The organism is Nocardia vinacea (genome assembly GCF_035920345.1).
GTDB classification, from domain to species: Bacteria; Actinomycetota; Actinomycetes; order Mycobacteriales; family Mycobacteriaceae; genus Nocardia; species Nocardia vinacea_A.
Genome location: NZ_CP109149.1, coordinates 1,699,500 through 1,718,000, shown reverse-complemented (window position 1 = coordinate 1,718,000; position 18,501 = coordinate 1,699,500). Strand labels below are relative to the sequence as shown.

21 protein-coding genes are annotated in these 18,501 nt (G+C 65.4%); 7 read left to right on the top strand and 14 right to left on the bottom strand.

Annotated elements, in window-relative coordinates; translation table 11 throughout:
- Nucleotides 1-181 precede the first annotated feature (181 nt).
- Together OIE68_RS08170 and OIE68_RS08165 are read right to left on the bottom strand one after the other, a co-directional pair.
- Nucleotides 182-1,705 (bottom strand): fatty acid--CoA ligase family protein, encoded by a 1,524-nt coding sequence (locus OIE68_RS08170; protein WP_327098777.1) that lies wholly within the window; start codon nt 1,703-1,705, stop codon nt 182-184.
- Nucleotides 1,705-2,214 carry a DoxX family protein gene (locus OIE68_RS08165; RefSeq protein WP_327098776.1) on the bottom strand — a complete coding sequence of 170 codons (510 nt, stop codon included), beginning with the start codon at nt 2,212-2,214 and terminating at the stop codon, nt 1,705-1,707. The genes OIE68_RS08170 and OIE68_RS08165 overlap by 1 nt, the downstream gene beginning before the upstream one ends.
- Before the next feature lie 138 nt (nt 2,215-2,352).
- On the opposite strand from OIE68_RS08165, the gene OIE68_RS08160 reads away from it, so the two are divergent.
- Nucleotides 2,353-3,537, top strand: a complete 1,185-nt coding sequence (locus OIE68_RS08160) for an acyl-CoA dehydrogenase family protein (RefSeq protein ID WP_327098775.1) — start codon at nt 2,353-2,355, stop codon at nt 3,535-3,537.
- A gap of 34 nt (nt 3,538-3,571) precedes the next feature.
- Here the strand turns inward: OIE68_RS08160 and OIE68_RS08155 are convergent, their stop codons facing one another.
- From OIE68_RS08155 to OIE68_RS08140, 4 genes are all read right to left on the bottom strand, one after another.
- Nucleotides 3,572-4,558, bottom strand: a complete 987-nt coding sequence (locus tag OIE68_RS08155) for an Rpn family recombination-promoting nuclease/putative transposase (RefSeq protein ID WP_327098774.1) — start codon at nt 4,556-4,558, stop codon at nt 3,572-3,574.
- 177 nt (nt 4,559-4,735) lie between these two features.
- On the bottom strand, nt 4,736-4,906 hold the full coding sequence (locus OIE68_RS08150) for a hypothetical protein (protein ID WP_327098773.1): 171 nt from the start codon (nt 4,904-4,906) through the stop codon (nt 4,736-4,738).
- Nucleotides 4,907-5,195: 289 nt separating this feature from the next.
- Complete coding sequence (locus OIE68_RS08145) at nt 5,196-5,537, bottom strand: hypothetical protein (RefSeq protein ID WP_327098772.1); 342 nt, start codon at nt 5,535-5,537, stop codon at nt 5,196-5,198.
- Nucleotides 5,538-5,651: 114 nt separating this feature from the next.
- Entirely contained in the window at nt 5,652-6,191 is a 540-nt protein-coding gene (locus OIE68_RS08140) for a nitronate monooxygenase (protein WP_327098771.1), read from the bottom strand.
- Nucleotides 6,192-6,372: 181 nt separating this feature from the next.
- Between OIE68_RS08140 and OIE68_RS08135 the strand changes: the two genes are divergently transcribed.
- Nucleotides 6,373-6,750: a hypothetical protein gene (locus OIE68_RS08135; RefSeq protein ID WP_327098770.1), complete on the top strand. Its 378-nt coding sequence runs from the start codon at nt 6,373-6,375 to the stop codon at nt 6,748-6,750.
- 47 nt (nt 6,751-6,797) lie between these two features.
- Here OIE68_RS08135 and OIE68_RS08130 read toward each other — a convergent pair whose 3' ends face one another.
- Complete coding sequence (locus OIE68_RS08130) at nt 6,798-7,607, bottom strand: NAD(P)-dependent oxidoreductase (RefSeq protein ID WP_327098769.1); 810 nt, start codon at nt 7,605-7,607, stop codon at nt 6,798-6,800.
- Nucleotides 7,608-7,778: 171 nt separating this feature from the next.
- Between OIE68_RS08130 and OIE68_RS08125 the strand changes: the two genes are divergently transcribed.
- The 5 genes from OIE68_RS08125 to OIE68_RS08105 are packed head-to-tail and all read left to right on the top strand — an operon-like array spanning nt 7,779 to nt 12,258.
- Nucleotides 7,779-8,600, top strand: coding sequence for a mycofactocin-coupled SDR family oxidoreductase (locus OIE68_RS08125; RefSeq protein WP_327098768.1), 822 nt, complete (start codon nt 7,779-7,781; stop codon nt 8,598-8,600).
- Between the two features lie 22 nt (nt 8,601-8,622).
- Nucleotides 8,623-9,351, top strand: coding sequence for a 3-oxoacyl-ACP reductase FabG (gene fabG, locus OIE68_RS08120; RefSeq protein ID WP_327098767.1), 729 nt, complete (start codon nt 8,623-8,625; stop codon nt 9,349-9,351).
- A gap of 53 nt (nt 9,352-9,404) precedes the next feature.
- Nucleotides 9,405-10,616, top strand: a complete 1,212-nt coding sequence (locus OIE68_RS08115; protein WP_327098766.1) for an acetyl-CoA C-acetyltransferase — start codon at nt 9,405-9,407, stop codon at nt 10,614-10,616.
- Complete coding sequence (locus OIE68_RS08110; protein WP_327098765.1) at nt 10,613-11,071, top strand: MaoC family dehydratase; 459 nt, start codon at nt 10,613-10,615, stop codon at nt 11,069-11,071. The genes OIE68_RS08115 and OIE68_RS08110 overlap by 4 nt, the downstream gene beginning before the upstream one ends.
- Complete coding sequence (locus OIE68_RS08105; RefSeq protein ID WP_327098764.1) at nt 11,068-12,258, top strand: acyl-CoA dehydrogenase family protein; 1,191 nt, start codon at nt 11,068-11,070, stop codon at nt 12,256-12,258. Before OIE68_RS08110 ends, OIE68_RS08105 begins: the two co-directional genes overlap by 4 nt.
- Before the next feature lie 34 nt (nt 12,259-12,292).
- Here OIE68_RS08105 and OIE68_RS08100 read toward each other — a convergent pair whose 3' ends face one another.
- The 7 genes from OIE68_RS08100 to OIE68_RS08070 all read right to left on the bottom strand — a co-directional run bounded on the left by OIE68_RS08100 (nt 12,293) and on the right by OIE68_RS08070 (nt 18,298).
- Nucleotides 12,293-12,598, bottom strand: coding sequence for a hypothetical protein (locus OIE68_RS08100; RefSeq protein WP_327098763.1), 306 nt, complete (start codon nt 12,596-12,598; stop codon nt 12,293-12,295).
- A gap of 11 nt (nt 12,599-12,609) precedes the next feature.
- The gene (locus tag OIE68_RS08095) at nt 12,610-13,380 is read right to left on the bottom strand and encodes an SDR family NAD(P)-dependent oxidoreductase (RefSeq protein ID WP_040699715.1); all 771 of its coding nucleotides are present in this window, start codon (nt 13,378-13,380) and stop codon (nt 12,610-12,612) included.
- Nucleotides 13,381-13,434: 54 nt separating this feature from the next.
- Nucleotides 13,435-14,196: a crotonase/enoyl-CoA hydratase family protein gene (locus tag OIE68_RS08090; protein WP_327098762.1), complete on the bottom strand. Its 762-nt coding sequence runs from the start codon at nt 14,194-14,196 to the stop codon at nt 13,435-13,437.
- 118 nt (nt 14,197-14,314) lie between these two features.
- Complete coding sequence (locus OIE68_RS08085; RefSeq protein WP_327098761.1) at nt 14,315-15,493, bottom strand: thiolase family protein; 1,179 nt, start codon at nt 15,491-15,493, stop codon at nt 14,315-14,317.
- A gap of 233 nt (nt 15,494-15,726) precedes the next feature.
- A complete protein-coding gene (locus OIE68_RS08080) occupies nt 15,727-15,915 on the bottom strand; it encodes a rubredoxin (protein ID WP_327098760.1) in 189 nt (62 codons plus the stop codon).
- On the bottom strand, nt 15,912-16,766 hold the full coding sequence (locus OIE68_RS08075) for a mycofactocin-coupled SDR family oxidoreductase (protein ID WP_327098759.1): 855 nt from the start codon (nt 16,764-16,766) through the stop codon (nt 15,912-15,914). Before OIE68_RS08075 ends, OIE68_RS08080 begins: the two co-directional genes overlap by 4 nt.
- A 68-nt stretch (nt 16,767-16,834) precedes the next feature.
- Nucleotides 16,835-18,298, bottom strand: coding sequence for an aldehyde dehydrogenase family protein (locus OIE68_RS08070; RefSeq protein ID WP_419150751.1), 1,464 nt, complete (start codon nt 18,296-18,298; stop codon nt 16,835-16,837).
- Nucleotides 18,299-18,501: the final 203 nt, after the last annotated feature.

Sequence of the window (18,501 nt, the reverse complement as noted above, 5' to 3'; positions counted from 1 at the left end):
CCTCCAGCACACCGATCAACCTGATCGGCAGCCAAGCCGAGCACCAACCACCCGACCCCGCACCACAAACGCGAAAACTGCTCTCTACCAGCCCACTACGCCATATCCGCCCGAAATTCGGCCGATACTACGGCGCCCCCCAGTCGAGCCGGTGCCGCGGCAGCGCCGATCGACCGTGCCGTCAGCCGCGGCCGTACATCGCCGCCACCTCGTCCAGCTTCGCCTTCAACGCCGCATTCCGCGGCAGTCGTTCGACCACCGTGATCGCGACCGGCACGTGGTGGCTCGGAAGTGCTTGCCGGAGGAGTTCTTTCAGTTCCGACTCCGCCGGGGTAGGTACACCGCGCCGCACCTCCACCGCGGCGAAGGGCACCTGCCCCAGCCGCGCATCGGGCACACCGACCACGCAGGCATCGCGGACCGCCGGATGTCCGAGCAGTACCTTGCGCACGGTCTCGGGCAGGATCTTGAATCCACCGCGATTGATCGCGCCGTCGCCCCGGCCGTGCACGGTGACGAAACCGTCGGCGTCCACCGAGGCGAGATCGGTCGTGCGCACCCAATTCGGGCCGAGCACAGCCACTTTGGCTTCCAGCAAGCCCTGCGCGCCGACATCCGCCTCGGATCCGGTCGCCGCGTCGACGACCCGGACCTGTACACCCGGCAGCGGTCTGCCGACACTGCCCTCCTTGGTGGCACCGAATTGCCGGTGCAGCTCAGGTGTCCACGCACAGACCGAACCCGCGAACTCGGTCGCCCCGTACGCCCACAGCAGCGGAATACCGTAGCGCTGCTCGAATTCCGCACGCAGTTCGGCTTCCAGTGGCCCGGAACCACCGGGCAGATACTCCAGCGATGCCAGATCTTCGCGTGGGACATCGGCCTGCAGAATCATTCGCAGAATCGTCGGCTGCACCCCCGCCCGCTTGATCCGGTAGGTCTTGACCGCGCGAACCCACTCTTCGACGCTGAACTTCTCCAGCAGCACTATCCGCTTGCCGAGAAACGGACCGGCGAGCAACTGGCAGATGCCCACACTGCCGAATGGCCAGTACACCAACTCCGGCGGATCGTCGGATCCGGCGGTTTCGCCGCCGGTCATGCTCCGCACCGTATGTTCGAGCGCGGCCATCGGGATCGGCACTCGTTTCGGCGGTCCGGTCGTTCCGCTGGTCAAGATGTGCAACCCGGGTACCTCTACCACTGGATCCGAGCTGCGGCCCGCGACGCAAGTGCGTGGCAGCACCGTGTCCACCCGCGGCGGATCCAGTGAAAGCGACACCCCGGCACTGCCGACTCGCTCACATGCCGCGAGCACCGGCGCGGTCCAATCCTGACGATCCGCGATGACCGCGCTGGGCCGTACTTCCCCGATGTCACGGGCTATGGACTCGGCGGACTGATAGGAGTTGACCATCGCGATCGGGCGAGACCGGGCGATGCATCCGAGCACCGCCGCGGCATGGGGTACGCGGTTGCGAACAACGATTGCGATCCGCTCGGATATCGAGACATCGGCGGTTACAAGTGTCAGTTCGATCGCACGGATGTTGTCGACGATCTCCTCGCCCGTGTACCACCGCTGCTCGAACTCGATACACGGCCGATCGCCGTAGTCGGCTAGGCGGGCTGCTAATTGGTTCGCGAATTCCGCAGTGCCGTCGCCATTTTCGTCGCGAGCCGATGGTGTCATCCGATTCGACATCAGGAGACCGTCGTGGCCTGCGGCCGGTAGAAGATCGCCAGTTGCCCGATACCGGACACCGCTCCGAGACCGGCCGCGATCGCCAGACCTATCCAGCCATCGGGTTGATCGGTGCCGAAGAGCAGCCGATCGATGCTGATCCGCCCGGCGCCGAGTGTCGCTACGGATATCGCCGCCACCGCGAGCACCATGTTGTACTCCCAGCCGTTGCCCACGATGAAGAATCCGTTGGACCGATGGACGGTCCACGCCGCGACCACCATGAGCGCGACGAATCCGGCCGCGGCGACGGGGGTGAGCAGGCCCACCGCGAGTGCGATACCGAAGCCGACCTCGCAGCCCGCCGCCAGCCGCGCGTGCAGCGTGCCCGGTTTCATCCCGATGCTGTCGAACCACGCAGCAGTTCCGGTGAGCCGTCCGCCCGAGAAGATCTTGCCGTATCCGTGTGCGGCCATGGTCAAACCGAGGCAGGCTCGCAGTAGTAAGAGACCGACGTCATAAGCATTCATCGCAGCACCCACACATCGAGAACGAAGGTCTGGCACCCGGCCCGCGCGACCGGATCCCAGACAATACCGTATTACATACCGCTGGTATTACAGTAATGGTATATACACCAGCCGAGCGATCAACCAGGAGGCCATGTCATGACGAGTTCTTCCACCGGCGTCGATGCGGTCGCACCGGAGGATTTCCGCGAAATCCTGGCCCAGACCAGGAAGTTCGTCCGGACCGTCGTCGTCCAGCGGGAGCGCGAGATCGCCGAAGAGAACCGGATGCCCGACGAGATCGTCGAACAGGCCAAGGCGATGGGGCTTTTCGGCTACGCCATACCCCAGCAATGGGGTGGGCTCGGCCTCGATCTCGCGCAGGACGTCGAGTTGGCGATGGAGTTCGGCTACACCACGCTCGCGTTGCGGTCGATGTTCGGCACCAATAACGGGATCGCGGGCCAGGTACTGGTCGGATTCGGCACCGAGGAACAGAAGTCGGGGTGGCTCGAGCGCATCGCCTCCGGAGAAGTGGTGGCCTCGTTCGCACTCACCGAATCCGGGGCGGGCTCCAATCCGGCATCGTTGCGGAGTACGGCAGTCCGCGCCGGGGCGGACTGGATCATCAACGGCGAGAAGCGATTCATCACCAACGCTCCGGTGGCGGATCTGTTCGTCGCCTTCGCGCGCACCCGCCCCGCCGACGAAAACGGCGCCGGGATCGCGGTATTCCTCGTCCCCGCCGACTCCCCCGGCGTCGAGGTCGGGCCCAAGGACCGCAAGATGGGCCAGGAGGGCGCGTGGACGGCGGAGGTGCGATTCCAGGATGTGCGCGTCGGACCCGAGGCGCTGGTCGGCGGCAGCGAGGATATCGGCTATCGCGCGGCGATGACCTCGCTGGCCCGTGGCCGGATCCATATCGCCGCGCTCGCGGTCGGCGCCGCGCAACGCGCCCTCGACGAGTCGGTGGCCTACGCCGCGACGGCCACTCAGGGCGGCACTGCGATCGGACAGTTCCAATTGGTGCAGGCCATGCTCGCCGACATGCAGACCGGAGTCATGGCGGGCCGGGCACTGGTCCGCGATGCCGCGCGCAGCTGGGTCGCGGGCGAGGACCGGCGCATCGCACCCTCGGTCGCGAAGCTGTACTGCACCGAAATGGCGGGCAATGTCGCCGATTTGGCAGTACAGGTGCACGGCGGCACCGGCTATATGCGTGACGTGGCCGTCGAACGCATCTACCGCGATGTCCGGCTACTGCGACTGTACGAGGGCACCAGTGAGATCCAGCGACTGATCATCGGCGGCGGACTCGTCAAGAACGCCCAGCGCGGGCAGTAATGCGTCGACAGCGCGACCGGTGTGGAAACCCCACTCAGGCCAGTACGTCGTCCAGACTGCTCGCCGTGAGCACCCGCGCGCTCCACACCTTCAGCTGCTCCAACCCGCCATCCCATATAGCCTGCTCCACCGACGCAGGCAGCCGACCGAACTTCAAGGTCAACAGCTCGATCAACGTCGCCGCCCGCCCGCGCGCTTCACCACGCGCTTCACCTTCTGCGCGCAACTTGTCAGCGGTAGTCACGATGACCTCCTTGGCTTCAGGCCCGAGCTGATCGGTGAGGGGATCGAGGTCGTCGGCATCTATATCACCGACGAACAAAATGTACTTCACAATGGCCCTGAAGGCCTGTTTCCCGCCTGGACCTGCGATAATGGCCCGAAGTTCGGGGCGGAGGAGCAACAGTTGCGCGACCAGGTCGGGGTTGCCCGACACAATCTTCTGCAGGCAGAGCATGACCTTCGCCGCGGGTGTCATAGGTCGTCGCAGTAGTACGAGCAGATCGACGGCATTGACATCATCGAGTACGTACCGCATCCGCGGCAGGTAATCCCCGAGCGCTGCCCGCGCGTCGACGTCGGCATCGATCAGATCCGCCACGTCCATCGGTGCCGTCCACCGGTATCCGTTCGGGCCGACATGAACGACAACCGGAATGATCGGCGGCAACAATCGAGCATCGGGCTGCGAGCGCAGGTAATGGCTCCAGATGTTCACGACGTATTCGAGCATCCGGAACGGCATCAGATTGTCACTGCGGCTCTGATGCTCCAACAAGATATAGACGAACGCGTCGCGACCGTCGAGGCGGGTCCGGAACAGTAGGTCACTCTGGCGGGACCGCAACTCATCGGACACGAACGTACCCGACTGCACCTCGAGCGTGGCCCAATCCAGGCGCGCCACAATCTCCTTCGGCAAAACCAGACGTAGTTCCGAGGCCGCCTCGGCGGGGCGGCCGAGCACATTGCGGAAGTAGGCGTCGTGTGGGTTCGACGGGTTCGACGGGTTCGCGGCCATGTGGCGCACCGTACTACCGCCCACCGACACTGCGGTCGGGCGAACGACGTTGCACGCCAGCGCGATCCACGACCCGGGTTGCTCCGCCCGGACCGTCTAGGCCGTCGACTCGAATTGTCGGACAGTTATCAGCGACCCGAATTGTCGGCGCGCGGTGGCAGGTGACTGTCGGATGTGTCATTGGGACAGCCATTGCTCGATGAGGTCCAGGGACGCTGTGGAATACAGCGCTTCGCCGTCTTCCGCGTCGAGCAGAGTCCAGCCTTGATCGCGCACCAGCAGGTAGCCCGCTCGTGCGGCCCGACTCGCGAGCTGTTGCACTCGGGCCGATTCCGGATCGGAAGTCACCGGATACCCCTTTCGCTAGATCGTTCCCTGTGAATGTTCTTGGGGGACAAAGCATTCAACCCAGTACTCATGCCGGATCGAGTCCCATAGCCGCGAGAGTTCCGGGAACCGCTCGCGCAGCTCGACCAAGTCGGGTGCGACAGCAGGTATCGCGGCGGACAGCAACGGTTGCGATTCGGATAGGTTGCGTACCATCATTATTCGGATGCGGTGGCGGCCGATCCGCCAGTCCGCCCGCCAGCCGTCGACCTCGGTGCGATGCTCGCTCATTGCGGACCCCGTCGAAGTGTCAGTCGATGCCGCGATCGTTCCCGCCCAGGCCCGGGACCGGCGACGCCAGTTCGTTGAGCTTGTCCAGCACCTCGTGCAATGTGCGCAGGGTCGGCCCACCCGGGGCGAGCGGCTCGCAGTCCAACGGAGGGAACGCAATCCCCCGGGCGACGGCCCGCTCGCGCGGCGTCACCGTTTGCGGGACGAGCCGTCCGGCGTCCATCAGTGTGTAGTACGCCGCAGCCTTCCACACGCACCGATGACGCCTGCAGGTACGGTGCCTGCGCATTAGTGCGTGGGCCAGCTCGATATCCGCGTACTCGCAGATCTGCGGCAGGGTGAAGACGAGTTGCTGGTTCATCACGCCGCACCCACCGCACACGGTCCCGGGCGCGCCGTCCGGGCCCAAGTGGTTGCGGGACAGACGGTTTCGAGATCGAAGTCCTCGCATACCCGCGCCGGTTGATCGTTGACGTCAGCCAGGTCGAAGACAACGAGCGCGGCAACATCGAGCCCGGCAGCGATACCGAGTGCATACCCGATCGGATCGGGCGCGTTCCACGGGGGCCGAATGCCCGCCCGCGCCCGCGGTGAGCAGCACGAGCCCGTCGACACCCGCGGCGATCGCGCGCTCGACATGACGCAGGGATGCCACATCGGAGAAGACCAGCACACCGGCGTCGTGCAGCGGTCCGACGACATGGACGGGCGACCCGACGCTGGTGATGACGGCGGGTACCCGATGGGCGGTGATGACGTCGAGGTCGGCTGCCAGCCGGGCATTCGTCCGGTGCACGACGAGGTTGGGGATCACCAGACCCGCGCGCTGCTCGAGATGCTGCAGCCATCGGTCGACCTCGGCGGGTGACGCCGCGTTGTGCACCGGAAACGAGGCTCCGATACCGCTATCGGCCGCCGCCACGGCCAACTCCAGGCCGGATACCCCCGTCATCGGCGCGGCGATGAGCGGGATGCGGAAGCGGTCCAGAAACTCCGCCACAGCTTCGTTGGTCATCCTGCACTTCACTTTCTACCCATCGAACAAGTACGGACAAGTCTGTAAATCGACCATACCGAATATGCAACAGTAATACTCTCTACATCGAATGCGCGCCGCCCGACCAAGTATCGGGACCGGCTTGTTCGCCACGGGTGCTCACCCGCGACCCATGACAGTTCGATTCCCAGGAGGCCTGATGGCCACCATGTCAACCGAGCTCAGTGCGGTATTCGGGATCGGTTTCGCCTTCTTCTACGCAGCCGCGGCGATCTTGATGGTCGACGCGCTGCCCGAGGACCAGCAGGGCATCGGCTCCGGAATGCTCGGTGTCGCATTGAACCTGGGCGGTGCGATCGGAACGGCGATCATGGCAGCCTTCCAATCGGAGAATCCGGTCGTCGCACACATCAATGCGGTCGGGCGTTCGGTCGAACAGCCGATCCCGCAAGTATTCACCGACCGCGCGTATGTGCTCACCTTCTGGACGATGGCGGGGTCGGTGCTGGTCGCGTTCGTCATCGCGCTGATCATGCGACACAGTCGCAAACCCAGCACCGCGGGCATCGTCGAGTAGCGGATCCGCTCGCGGCCGCCGCGCGTTGGCATCCGGCCGCTTCGGCGTCAGCCGAGATCGAACGGACCGGCGGCGATGACGGTGCCGAGCAGGCCGAGATCGACGCCGAGATCGGATGTCGCGGCGACACACGCCGCCACGTCCTTGCGCAGGAAAGGTGCTGCCAGCTGCTCGAATTTCGGGAATCCCCCGGTGCGCCGAATCGAAGTCGCCGCGTAGCTGTTGCCGCTGCACGCCGCCAGCGCATCCAGCAAATCGTTGTCCTCGATGCCCAATCGCCTGCCCACCTCCGCGGCGAGCGCCACCAACTGCGCATTCGCGGCAAATAGGGCGTTGTTCACCAGTTTCACGGCCAATGCGCTGCCGAGCCCACCCGTGACGACAATCGTTCGGGCATAGGCCTCGAGCACCGGGCGCGCCGCTTCCACCGCTAACGCCGGACCACCCAGCAGCACCGTCAACTTCCCCGCAGCGATATCTTCCGCCGAACCGCTCACCGGCCCGTCCAACAGCACCGGCCCGTCCGGATGCGTTGCGGCCAAATCCATTACCGTCGACACCGCGCCCGTCGTATGCGACACCACGACCGTATCCAGGCCCGCTGCCGCCAATACGCCGTCGGGGCCGCCTACGATCTCGACCAATTGCGCGTCGGAGAACACGCAGACGATCACGATGTCGGCGGCCGCGGCCGCCGCGGCGGCCGAATCCACCACCTCCGCACCGCATGCGCGCAAACGTTCCCGCACCGGTGCACGGCGCGCGTAGACCACCACCCGATAGCCGGCCCGCACCAGTCGAACCACCATCGGTTCGCCCATTTGTCCCGCACCGACAAACCCGATGACCTGCGACATGCGCGCACTCCTCACTCGATCCGCGGGGCAGCCTCCACTAGGCTACCGTTGCACTTACGATAGACAATACGATATATATTTCGGTGGATCGGCGATACGGTAACGAGAGGCCGGTTCTCCGCTCGCGGATATGATCCATCCGCATACGACGCCGCAGGCAAAGGAGAGCAAGTGACCAGCCGACTCACGGATAAGGTGGCGTTCATAACCGGCGCAGCGCGAGGTCAGGGCCGCGCGCATGCGGTGCGCATGGCGACCGAAGGCGCCGACATCATCGCCGTCGACGTGGCGGGACCACTCCCGCCGGCGGTTCCCTACGATTCGGCAACCCCCGACGATCTCGCCGAGACAGTGCGGCTGGTCGAAGCGACCGGCCGCCGGATACTCGCCTCCACTGTCGATATCCGGGACCTGGACGGATTACGCAAGGCCGTGAACGAGGGCGTCGACACCCTGGGTCGCCTCGACACGATTGTCGCCAACGCCGGAATCTGCATCCCCGAAAGCTGGGATGCGATAACTCCTGAATCCTTCCGCGACGTCATCGACGTCAATGTCATCGGAACCTGGAATACCGTCGTCGCAGGCGCCCAGCACATTGTCGACGGCGGCCGCGGGGGATCCATTATCTTGATCAGCTCCGCCGCGGGTGTGAAGATGCAGCCGTTCATGGTGCATTACACGGCCAGCAAGCACGCCATCACCGGAATGGCCCGATCACTGGCGGCCGAACTCGGCAAACACGACATCCGCGTGAACAGCGTGCACCCGGGTGCGGTCAATACCCCCATGGGCAGCGGTGACATGATCACCGCGCTGGGCCGGGCGTTCGAATCCAATCCGCAACTGGCGCATATGACCACACCGTTCCTCCCGGCGTGGGTCGCCGAGCCGGAGGACGTATCCAATGCCGTGTGCTGGCTGGCCAGCGACGAAGCGCGCTTCATCACGGCCGCCCAGATATCGGTCGACCTCGGATCCACTCAATACTGAGCTCAGCCAAAAGGACATATCCATGTCGCTACTCGAAGGCCGCGTCGCCGTTGTCACCGGCGGCGCCCAGGGCATCGGACTCGCCATCGCCGAAACATTCGTGCTGCACGGGGCGCGGGTGGTGGTGGGTGATCTGAATCCCGGTGATACACAACGCATTCTGGGCGATGAGGTCTCGCGTGCGGTGCGCTGCGATGTCACGCAGGCAACCGATATCGGGGCACTACTCGATACGGCGCTCACCGAATTCGGTGCGCTGGACATCATGGTGAACAACGCGGGCATCACCCGCGACGCCTCCATGCGGAAGATGTCCGAGGAGGACTTCGACGAGGTGATCGCCGTGCATCTCAAAGGCACCTGGCACGGCACCAGGATGGCCGCGGCGATCATGCGGGAAGCCCGACGCGGCAACATCGTGAACATATCCTCGCTCTCGGGCAAGGTCGGGATGGCCGGTCAGACCAACTACTCCGCCGCGAAGGCCGGCATCATCGGACTGACCAAGGCCGCCGCCAAGGAAACGGCCGGACATGGTGTGCGAGTCAATGCGATCCAGCCCGGATTGATTCGTTCGCCGATGACCTTGGCGATGCCCGAACACGTTTGGACGCAGAAGATGTCCGAGATTCCGATGTCGCGCGCAGGTGAGCCGACCGAGGTCGCGAACGTCGCGCTGTTTCTCGCCTCCGACCTGTCCTCCTACATGACGGGCACCACCCTGGAAGTGACCGGTGGACGGTTCATGTAACCGCGGCGGACCGGTCCGAGACGTCGATTTCCCTGCTCCTGGAGACGAATTCCATGCGTGAAGTTGTGATCTGCGAACCCGTCCGCACCCCCATCGGACGCTACGGTGGATCGTTCAGATCGCTCAGCGCGGTCGAGCTCGGCGTCGCCGCACTACAAGGTCTGTTGCGGCGCACCGGAATCGAGCCCGACCTCATCGAGGACGTTGTGCTCGGCCACTGCTATCCGAACAGCGAAGCCCCAGCGATCGGTCGCGTGGTCGCACTGGACGCCGGGTTGCCCGTCACGGTCGGCGGGATGCAGATCGATCGGCGGTGCGGTTCGGGTCTGCAGGCCGTCATCCAGGCCGTGCTGCAGGTACAGAGCGGCGCCAACGAGGTGGTCGTCGCGGGTGGCGCAGAGAGTATGAGCAATGCCGCGTTCTATTCGCTCGATATGCGGTGGGGCGGCGTCCGCGGGGGCGTGCAGGTGCACGACGGTCTGGTCCGCGGCCGCGAAACGGCGGGCGGACAACATCATCCGGTCCCCGGCGGCATGTTGGAGACCGCGGAGAATCTGCGCAGCACCTACGACATCACCCGTGTGGAGCAGGACCGACTCGCCGTGCTGTCGCACCAACGTGCGGTCGCGGCGCAGCAGAGCGGCGCAAGCGCAGAACAGATCATCCCGGTCACTGTGTCCGCCCGAGGTACGGACAATCGGATCGAGATCGATGAACACCCCCGCGCCGACACCACCCTCGAGGCGCTCGCCAAGCTGAAACCCATTCGCATACGGCTCGATCCGGATGCCACGGTCACGGCGGGCAATTCCAGCGGCCAGAACGACGCCGCCGCGATGTGCCTGGTCACCACGCGCGACAAAGCCGAGCAACTCGGGCTCACCCCGCTGGTCACCCTCAAATCCTGGGCGGCGGCCGGAGTGCGACCCGACATCATGGGCATCGGCCCGGTACCCGCGGCCGAGGCGGCGCTGAGCCGGGCCGGGCTCACCCTCGCCGATATCGACCTCATCGAACTCAACGAGGCGTTCGCCGCCCAGGCCCTGGCCGTGCTGCGCGAGTGGAAGTTCGGCGAGCAGGATCTCGAACGCACGAATGTGCACGGCTCCGGCATCTCGCTCGGTCACCCGGTGGGCGCCACCGGCGGACGAATGCTCGCGACGCTCGCGCGCGAAATGTACCGGCGCGAACTGCGTTACGGTCTGGAAACGATGTGTATAGGTGGCGGACAGGGCCTCGCGGCCATCTTCGAGAGGGTGGCATGACCAAGCGCATATTCACCTCGCTGGACGAGCTGCGTGCCGCGGTCGGCGAATCCATCGGACCGGGCCCGTGGCTGACGATCGACCAGACGCGGATCGACGCCTTCGCCGAAGCCACCGGCGACGACCAGTGGATCCATGTGGACCCGCAGCGCGCCGCGAACGGACCCTACGGCGCGACCATCGCCCACGGCTACCTCACGCTCTCTTCGATCCCGCTGCTCGGCCGCGATATCTACGCCCTCGACTTCGGCACGGCCCGAATCAACTACGGCAGCAATACTGTCCGCTTCCCGTCAGCGGTCCGCTCGGGCACCCGCATCCGTGCCACCGCGACCATCGCGGACCTGCGCGTCGAACAGTCGCGGGCACAGCTCACCGTCCGCTGGACCATCGATAACGAAGGACAGGCCAAGCCCGCGTGTGTCGCGGAAACACTTACGGTGGTGGTGCTGTGAAACTCGCACGAACGCATGGCCTTTCCGAGATCCAGACCGAAATCCTGAATACGGTCCGCACCTTTGTGGACAAAGAGATCATTCCCAGTGCTCAGGAACTCGAACACGCCGACACCTACCCGCAGGCCATCGTCGACCGCATGGCGGAGATGGGGCTGTTCGGCCTGATGATCCCCGAGGAATACGGGGGACTCGGCGAATCGCTGCTCACCTACGCGCTCTGCGTCGAAGAGCTGGCGCGGGGCTGGATGAGCATTTCGGGTGTGATCAACACCCACTTCATCGTGGCGTATCTGCTTCAGCACCACGGCACTCCGGAACAGAAGCGGCACTTCCTGCCCCGGATGGCCACGGGCGAGATCCGCGGTGCGTTCTCGATGTCGGAGCCCGAACTCGGCTCGGATGTGGCCGCCATTCGCACCAAGGCGGTCCGTGACGATGCGGGCGACTACATCATCGACGGCCGCAAGATGTGGCTGACGAACGGCTCGACGGCGACGGTGGTCGCGGTCCTGGTCCGCACCGACGAAGGGCGCGAACGTCCACACGACAACCTCACCACCTTCCTCATCGAAAAGCCCGCCGGATACGGCACGGTGGTGCCCGGGCTGAGCATTCCCGGCAAGATCCACAAAATGGGCTACAAGGGCATCGATACCACCGAGCTGCTGTTCGACAACTACGCCACGGCCGCGGACACCGTGCTCGGCGGCATTCCGGGCGAGGGCTTCAAGCAGATGATGGACGGCATCGAAGTCGGCCGCGTCAACGTCGCCGCGCGTGCCTGCGGAATAGCCATCCGCGCATTCGAACTCGGCGCCCGCTACGCTCAGCAACGCTCGACCTTCGGCAAACCCATCGTCGAGCACCAGGCCATCGGTTTCAGCCTGGCGGAGATGGCGACCAAAGTCGAAGCGGCACATCTGATGATGGTCAACGCCGCCCGGCTCAAGGACTCCGGCGAACGCAACGACGTCGCCGCGGGCATGGCCAAATACCTGGCCAGCGAATTCTGCAACGAAGTCACCCAGGCCAGCTTCCGAATCCACGGCGGCTACGGCTACTCCACCGAATACGAAATCGAGCGACTGATGCGCGAGGCGCCGTTCATGCTGATCGGCGAAGGAACCAGCGAGATCCAGAAACGGATCATCAGCAAAGGTGTCCTGCGCGACTATCGCCTGTAGGCACCATCTCTCGCTCGACGCATCAGCTCAGCCATCAATGGAATGGCTCGGGTGGAACCGTCTCGGTGATTGTCTGCGTGGCACCCTGCCAGCCGCAGGGCAGACCACAGGTCGGGTAGATCGTCGTCTCGGATCGACCGCCGACGAAGGTCCGGGTCGCGCTCGACGCCTGCGCGGCATACCCGCACTGCGGGCATTTCGTGAAGTAGTTCAGGACTTCGTGGACCGTGCTGTGGATCGGTTCGTCGATACTGGCCCGCGCACGTGGCGCCATCGGCGGTGCTGAATCGAGCTGCCACCAACGCAGTCGCGCCTCATGGGTTTTCGGTGCGCTACCCATCGGCGGGCAACTTACCTCGGCTGGAATCGTTGCGCACCATCGATCCGCACGACCTCGCCGTTGATGTACGGGTTTTCCAGCAGGTGCTGTGCGAGCGAGGCGTACTCGTCCGGTGCGCCGAGCCGCTTCGGGAAGGGCACCGACGCGGCGAATTTCGCCAGCCGCTCCTCGCCGAGGAAGTCCATGAGCGGGGTGTGGATGGTGCCCGGTGCGATGCTGTTCAACCGGATGCCCACCGAGCTGAGATCCCTTGCGCCCGACAAGGTCAGCGAGATCACCCCGCCCTTGGCCGCCGAGTAAGCGGACTGACCGATCTGCCCCTCGTACCCGGCGATCGAGCTCGTCATCACGATCGCGCCGCGCTCCCCGTTCGGCTTGGGGTCGAGCTTCGCGATCCGCGCGGCGGTCAGGCGCAGCACGTTGTAGGTACCGGTGAGGTATAGCGCGATGGTATCGGTGAAGCCCTTCAGCGTGGCCGGGCTGCCGTCCCGGTTGATGACGCGCTCCAACACACCGAAACCACCGTGGGCGATGACCGCGTACCGCAGCACACCCAGCTCGTCCGCCTTCGCGAGCGCGGCCTCGATGGTCGCATCGTCGAGCACGTCGGTGCGCACATAGGCGACCTTGTTGCCGAGCTCATCGGCCAGCGCCGTCGCCTTCTCATCGTTGACATCGGCGATCACGACGGCGGCGCCGGCGCCGTGCAACCGCCGCACCGTGGCATCGCCCAACCCGCCGGCACCGCCGGTTACCAGTACAACTTCACCTTCGAACGACACAGCGTCTCCTTACTTCATGGGTCGATTGTCATGCGGCACGCGAGCCGAAAGCCCTTACGCGCCAGTCCATTTGGGGGCACGCTTCTCGGCGAAGGCCAGTGCCCCCTCCTGCGCGTCCTTCGACTGGAACACCGGAATGACCAGTTCCAGCTGCTTCTGCCACATCTCGTCGGAGGTCCAGTCGCTGGACTTGACGAGGACCTCTTTGGTTTTCGCGACAGCCAGCGGCCCGTTGGCCGTGATCCGCTCGGCCAGAGCCAGTGCTTCCTCGAGCGCCTTGCCCGGCTCGGCGAGCACATTCACCATGCCGTAGGCCGCGGCCTCCTCGGCCGTGAAATTGTCACCGGTCAGCGCCAGTTCGACGGCCTTCTGATAGGGGATGCGGCGCTGCAGCCGCAGCAACGCACCGCCCGCGGCGACCAGGCCGCGCTTGACCTCGGGCACACCGAATTTCGCGGTCTTCGAGGCGACGATCAGGTCGGTCGCCAGCACCACTTCGGTGCCGCCTGCCAGCGCGTAACCCTCGACCGCGGCGATGATCGGCTTGACCGGCGGCTTTTCGGTGAAGCCGAGGCCGCGCCCCGGCACGATCACGATCTCACCGGCCGAGAATGCCTTCAAATCCATGCCCGCACAGAAATTCCCACCGGCGCCGGTCACCACGGCGACCGACAGTTCCGGGCTCTCGTCGAGCTCGTCGACCGCATCGGCCAATCCCTGACTGACCGCGGTATTGATCGCATTGCGCGCATCCGGCCGGTTGATCGTGATCACCAGTGTGCGCCCACGGCGTTCCCGCAGAACCTCATCCGACACCGATAGCCTCCACTCGTATCGTCAGTTTCGGAAAAGCTTACTATAAGTCTTTCAGTATGAAAACCGCAGCCGGACGCCCCGGTCCGCTGATCGCGAACCGGCGCCAGGGCGAGCGAGGTCAGACCTCCACGATGAGCGCGCCGCCCTGGCCGCCGCCCGCGCACATCGCGGCAACGCCGATGCCGCCGCCGCGCCGCCGCAGTTCGTAGAGCAACGTGGTCACCATGCGGGCACCCGAAGCCGAGATCGGATGGCCCAGACTGCATCCACTGCCGGAGAAGTTCACCAGTTCTTCGTCGAGTCCGTGCTCGCGGCACGCGGCGATCGGTACCGACGCGAAGGCCTCGTTGATCTCCCACAGCGCCACATCGGCGGGCTTCAAACCCGCGCGGTCGAGGATCTTGCCGATCACCTTGCCCGCGGCCAGTCCGTTGTCCGCCGGAGTCATAGCGGCATTGGCCCAGGCCCGCACCGTGCCGAGGACCTCGAGCCCCTCGGCCGCGGCATAGTCGTCGCCGACCAGCGTCACCGCCGCGGCGGCATCGTTGATCCCACTGCTGTTACCGGCCGTGATCGAGAAGCCCTCGATCTCGGGATGCAGCACGGGCAGTGCTGCCAGCCGTTCCAAAGTGGTATCGCGGCGCGGGAATTCATCGACCGCGAAGTCGATCACCGAACCGTCGAGCTGCTGGATCTTCATCGGCACGATCTCGTCGACGAACTTCCCGGCGTCGATCGCGGCGACCGCGCGCTGATGCGACCGCAGCGCCCACGCGTCCATCTCCGCCCGACTGATACCTGCCTTCTCGGCCGTATTCCAGCCGACCGTGATCGCCATATCGATGGTCGGCGCATCCGGCGTCTCCGGATGTGACGGCGGGATCCACGGCTCGATGAACTCGAGCTCGGCCCGGCCCGGCACCCGCCACTTCATCAGCGGCGCGGTCGACAGGGACTGCACACCACCCGCGACGATCACCCGCTCCATTCCCGAGACGATGTGCGCGGCACCGTTTCCGATCGCGGTGAGACTGCCTGTGCAGTGCCGATTGACCGCCTGGCCCGGCACGGTCAGCATGCCGCTGGCCACAGCGGCATGCCGCGCCAGATCGCCGCCGCCGTAATTCAATTCGGCGAGAATGACGTCGTCGACGGCGGCCGGATCGATACCGGCCCGGCGAACCGCCTCGGGCAGGATCGTGGTCGCCAGGGTTTCGGAGGGCACATTTGCCAGTGCCCCTTTGAATGATCGTCCGATCGCCGTCCTGACGGCGCTGACGATGACAGGTTTGGTCATATCTCTCAACCTCTGAACTATCGAGCCGCACCCGCGGGCGCAGCGTCCTCGAATGTCTTTTAAGTCATACAGTTAGCAATACAGTACAGACCACCATCGAGCGGCGCGCATGTCTACTCGCGCGGCACGGTCACCGGTGGTGCACCGAATCATCCTGCCGCGTCGGCCATCTCGACGAGATCGACACCGTCGCCGGCCACCGCCCCTCATGGAATCGCTGCGCGATGCTCCACTCATGGCACCTCGACCATTTCGAAATCGGACTTCTCGGCGCCACAGTCCGGACACGTCCAGTCATCCGGAATCTCGTCCCACCGGGTCCCTGGCGCGATGCCGTCATCGGGCCAGCCCAGTTCCTCGTCGTATTCGAATCCGCAGATGATGCAGCGAAACAGCCGGTAGGTGGTCGCGGTCTCGTTCATCGGCCTTTGCCCCACGGCACGGCCTTGACGAAACCGCCCGCATCCACCCGCAATTGGCTGCCGGTGATGTAGCGCGCGTCGTCACCGGCCAGGAAGACGACGAGATTCGAGACGTCCTGCGGTTCGATGTACGGGACAGGCATCGCCTGCATCGCCGGGAACGCCATCTCGGCGTCCTCGCGGGTCGGCGCCTCCTTATCGGGCCGGAAGACCTTGTACATGCCCTCGTTGTGCAGCATGTCGGTATTCACGTTGGTCGGATGCACCGCGTTGACCCGGATCGACTTCTTCGCCAACTGGATCGACAAGTCGTTGACATACTGTGCGACAACCTGTTTCGCGAAGCTGTATGCCGAGCCACCGGGCCCCTGCTTGGTCGAGCTACCCAGCTGTGCCGCCAGCGATCCGGTTGCGATGATGGACGCTCCGGCGCCGAGATACGGAATGCTGGCCTGGATGACATTGAACACCCCCACCAGATCGGTATCGACGGTATCCGACCACGACTGCATGGTCTGGCCCTTGCCCATCGCGGAGATCCCGGCATTCGCCACTACGATGTCGAGCCGGCCGAGCGCCTCGACACCCGCCGCGATCGCACTCCAGACCGCGCTGCGTTCTCGCACATCCACGATCACGGGATGGACACGGACGCCTTCCTTTTCGACCAGCCTGGCCGTCTCCTCCAGATCCTCCGGACGGGCCAGTGGGTAGGTATTCCCCTCGAGGTCGGCGCAGATATCCAATGCGATGATGCTCGCACCCTCGGCGGCCAGATTGACCGCATGCGAACGGCCCTGCCCGCGTGCGGCACCCGATATCACCGCGACCTTGTTGTCCAATTTCCCCACGGGTTACACCCTTTCCGTCCGTCAGTGGTGGGCCGCGCGCCGGTAGTGGCCACGGCATCGCGAATTGTTCAGTGCCGCCTCGGAATTCGGCTGCCGATAGTTTTGGTCTCCAGATACTGCTGAAAACCCTCCAGGCCGCATTGACGGCCGACTCCGCTGTTCTTGTAGCCGCCGAACGGGGCGTCCGCGCCGTAGAACATGCCGCCGTTGACACCGATCGCGCCGGTCCGGATGCGGCGCGCGATGCCCATGCCACGTTCCAGCGATCCCGAGAGCACCGCCCCGGCCAGACCGTAGGCGCTGTCGTTGGCGATGCGCACGGCCTCGTTGTCGTCGGAGAACGGCATCATCACCAGGACCGGACCGAAGATCTCCTCCTGGGCGATCGGCAGGCTCGGATCGTCGCAGACGAATACCGTCGGCTCGACGAAGTAGCCACCGGCCAGCTGGGGCGGCAGATTCTGCACCGCTGCACCACCGGTGACCAGTCGGGCGCCGTCGACGGTCGCGCGCGTGCACGCATCCAGAACGCGGCTGCGTTGTGTCGCGCTGATCACCGGCCCTACCAGAGTTTCCGGCAGTGCGGGATCACCCACCGGCACCGCCTCGAAAGCCGCGGCCACGCTCGCGACCATCTCGTCGAACTTCGACCGGTGCACCAGCATCCGGCTGGTCGCGGCGCAGGCCTGACCCGCGTGCACGCAGACGCCAACCGCGCTGCGCAGTGCCGCCATCGGATCGGCGTCCTCCAATACGATCAGCGCCGACTTTCCGCCCAGTTCGAGAAACGTCCGCTTCATGGTGTCCGCGCCCAGCCGCATGAGCGTGCGCCCGACCGCGGTCGACCCGGTGAACGAGATCATGTCCACCCGCGGATCGGTCGCCAGCAATCCGGCGACCTCGTTGGACGGTGTGGGGACCACATTGACGACCCCCGGCGGAAAGTCGGTGCCCTCCGCGATCAGCCGCCCGAGCCGAGTGGCGTGCCACGGCGTATTCGGATCGGGCTTGAGCACCACCGTATTTCCCGCCGCCAGCGCGGGGCCGAGTTTGTTGAGCGCGACCTCGAGCGGGAAGTTCGACGGGCAGATCGCCGCGACCACGCCCACCGGTTCCTGCATCACGGCGCGCATGTTGCGGTCACCGAACAGACCGCTGCCCTCGAGCACCCGCTCCCAGACGAATTCGTCGATCAGCCGCGATGGATAGCGCAGGGATTCCGCCAGCGGCCAGTCGAGTTGCGCATTGCGCAGCGTCATCGTCGGACATCCGGCCTCGGCGACGAGCTCCTCTCCCAGCTCGTGCTTTTCGGCCTCGAGGGCTTGCTGCAGTTGATCCAAGCACCGCTGCCGCAGCGCCCGGTTCGTCGACCAGTCGGTTTTGTCGAAGGCCCGACGCGCCGCTGCGATCGCCCGCAGCATATCCGCCGAACCCGCCGCCGCCGTGCCGCCGAGCACCTCGCCGGTCGCAGGACTGACGTTGTCGAACGCGGCACCCGAAGGCGCCTCGACCAATTCGCCGTCGATCAGCATCCGGAATTCGGCCCGCTCGGCGGCGCGGCGCCCCAACTCGATAATGGGCGGCGATGTCTCCCCGACGGTCTCGCTCACGACTCCACCTCGCCAGCGCTCGGCTCCGCCGTGCGCGAAAGCGCGCTGTGCTGACGGCTCACTCGCTGACGCTCGCTCACAACTCCACCTCGCCAGCGCTCGGCTCCGCCGTGCGCGAAAGCGCG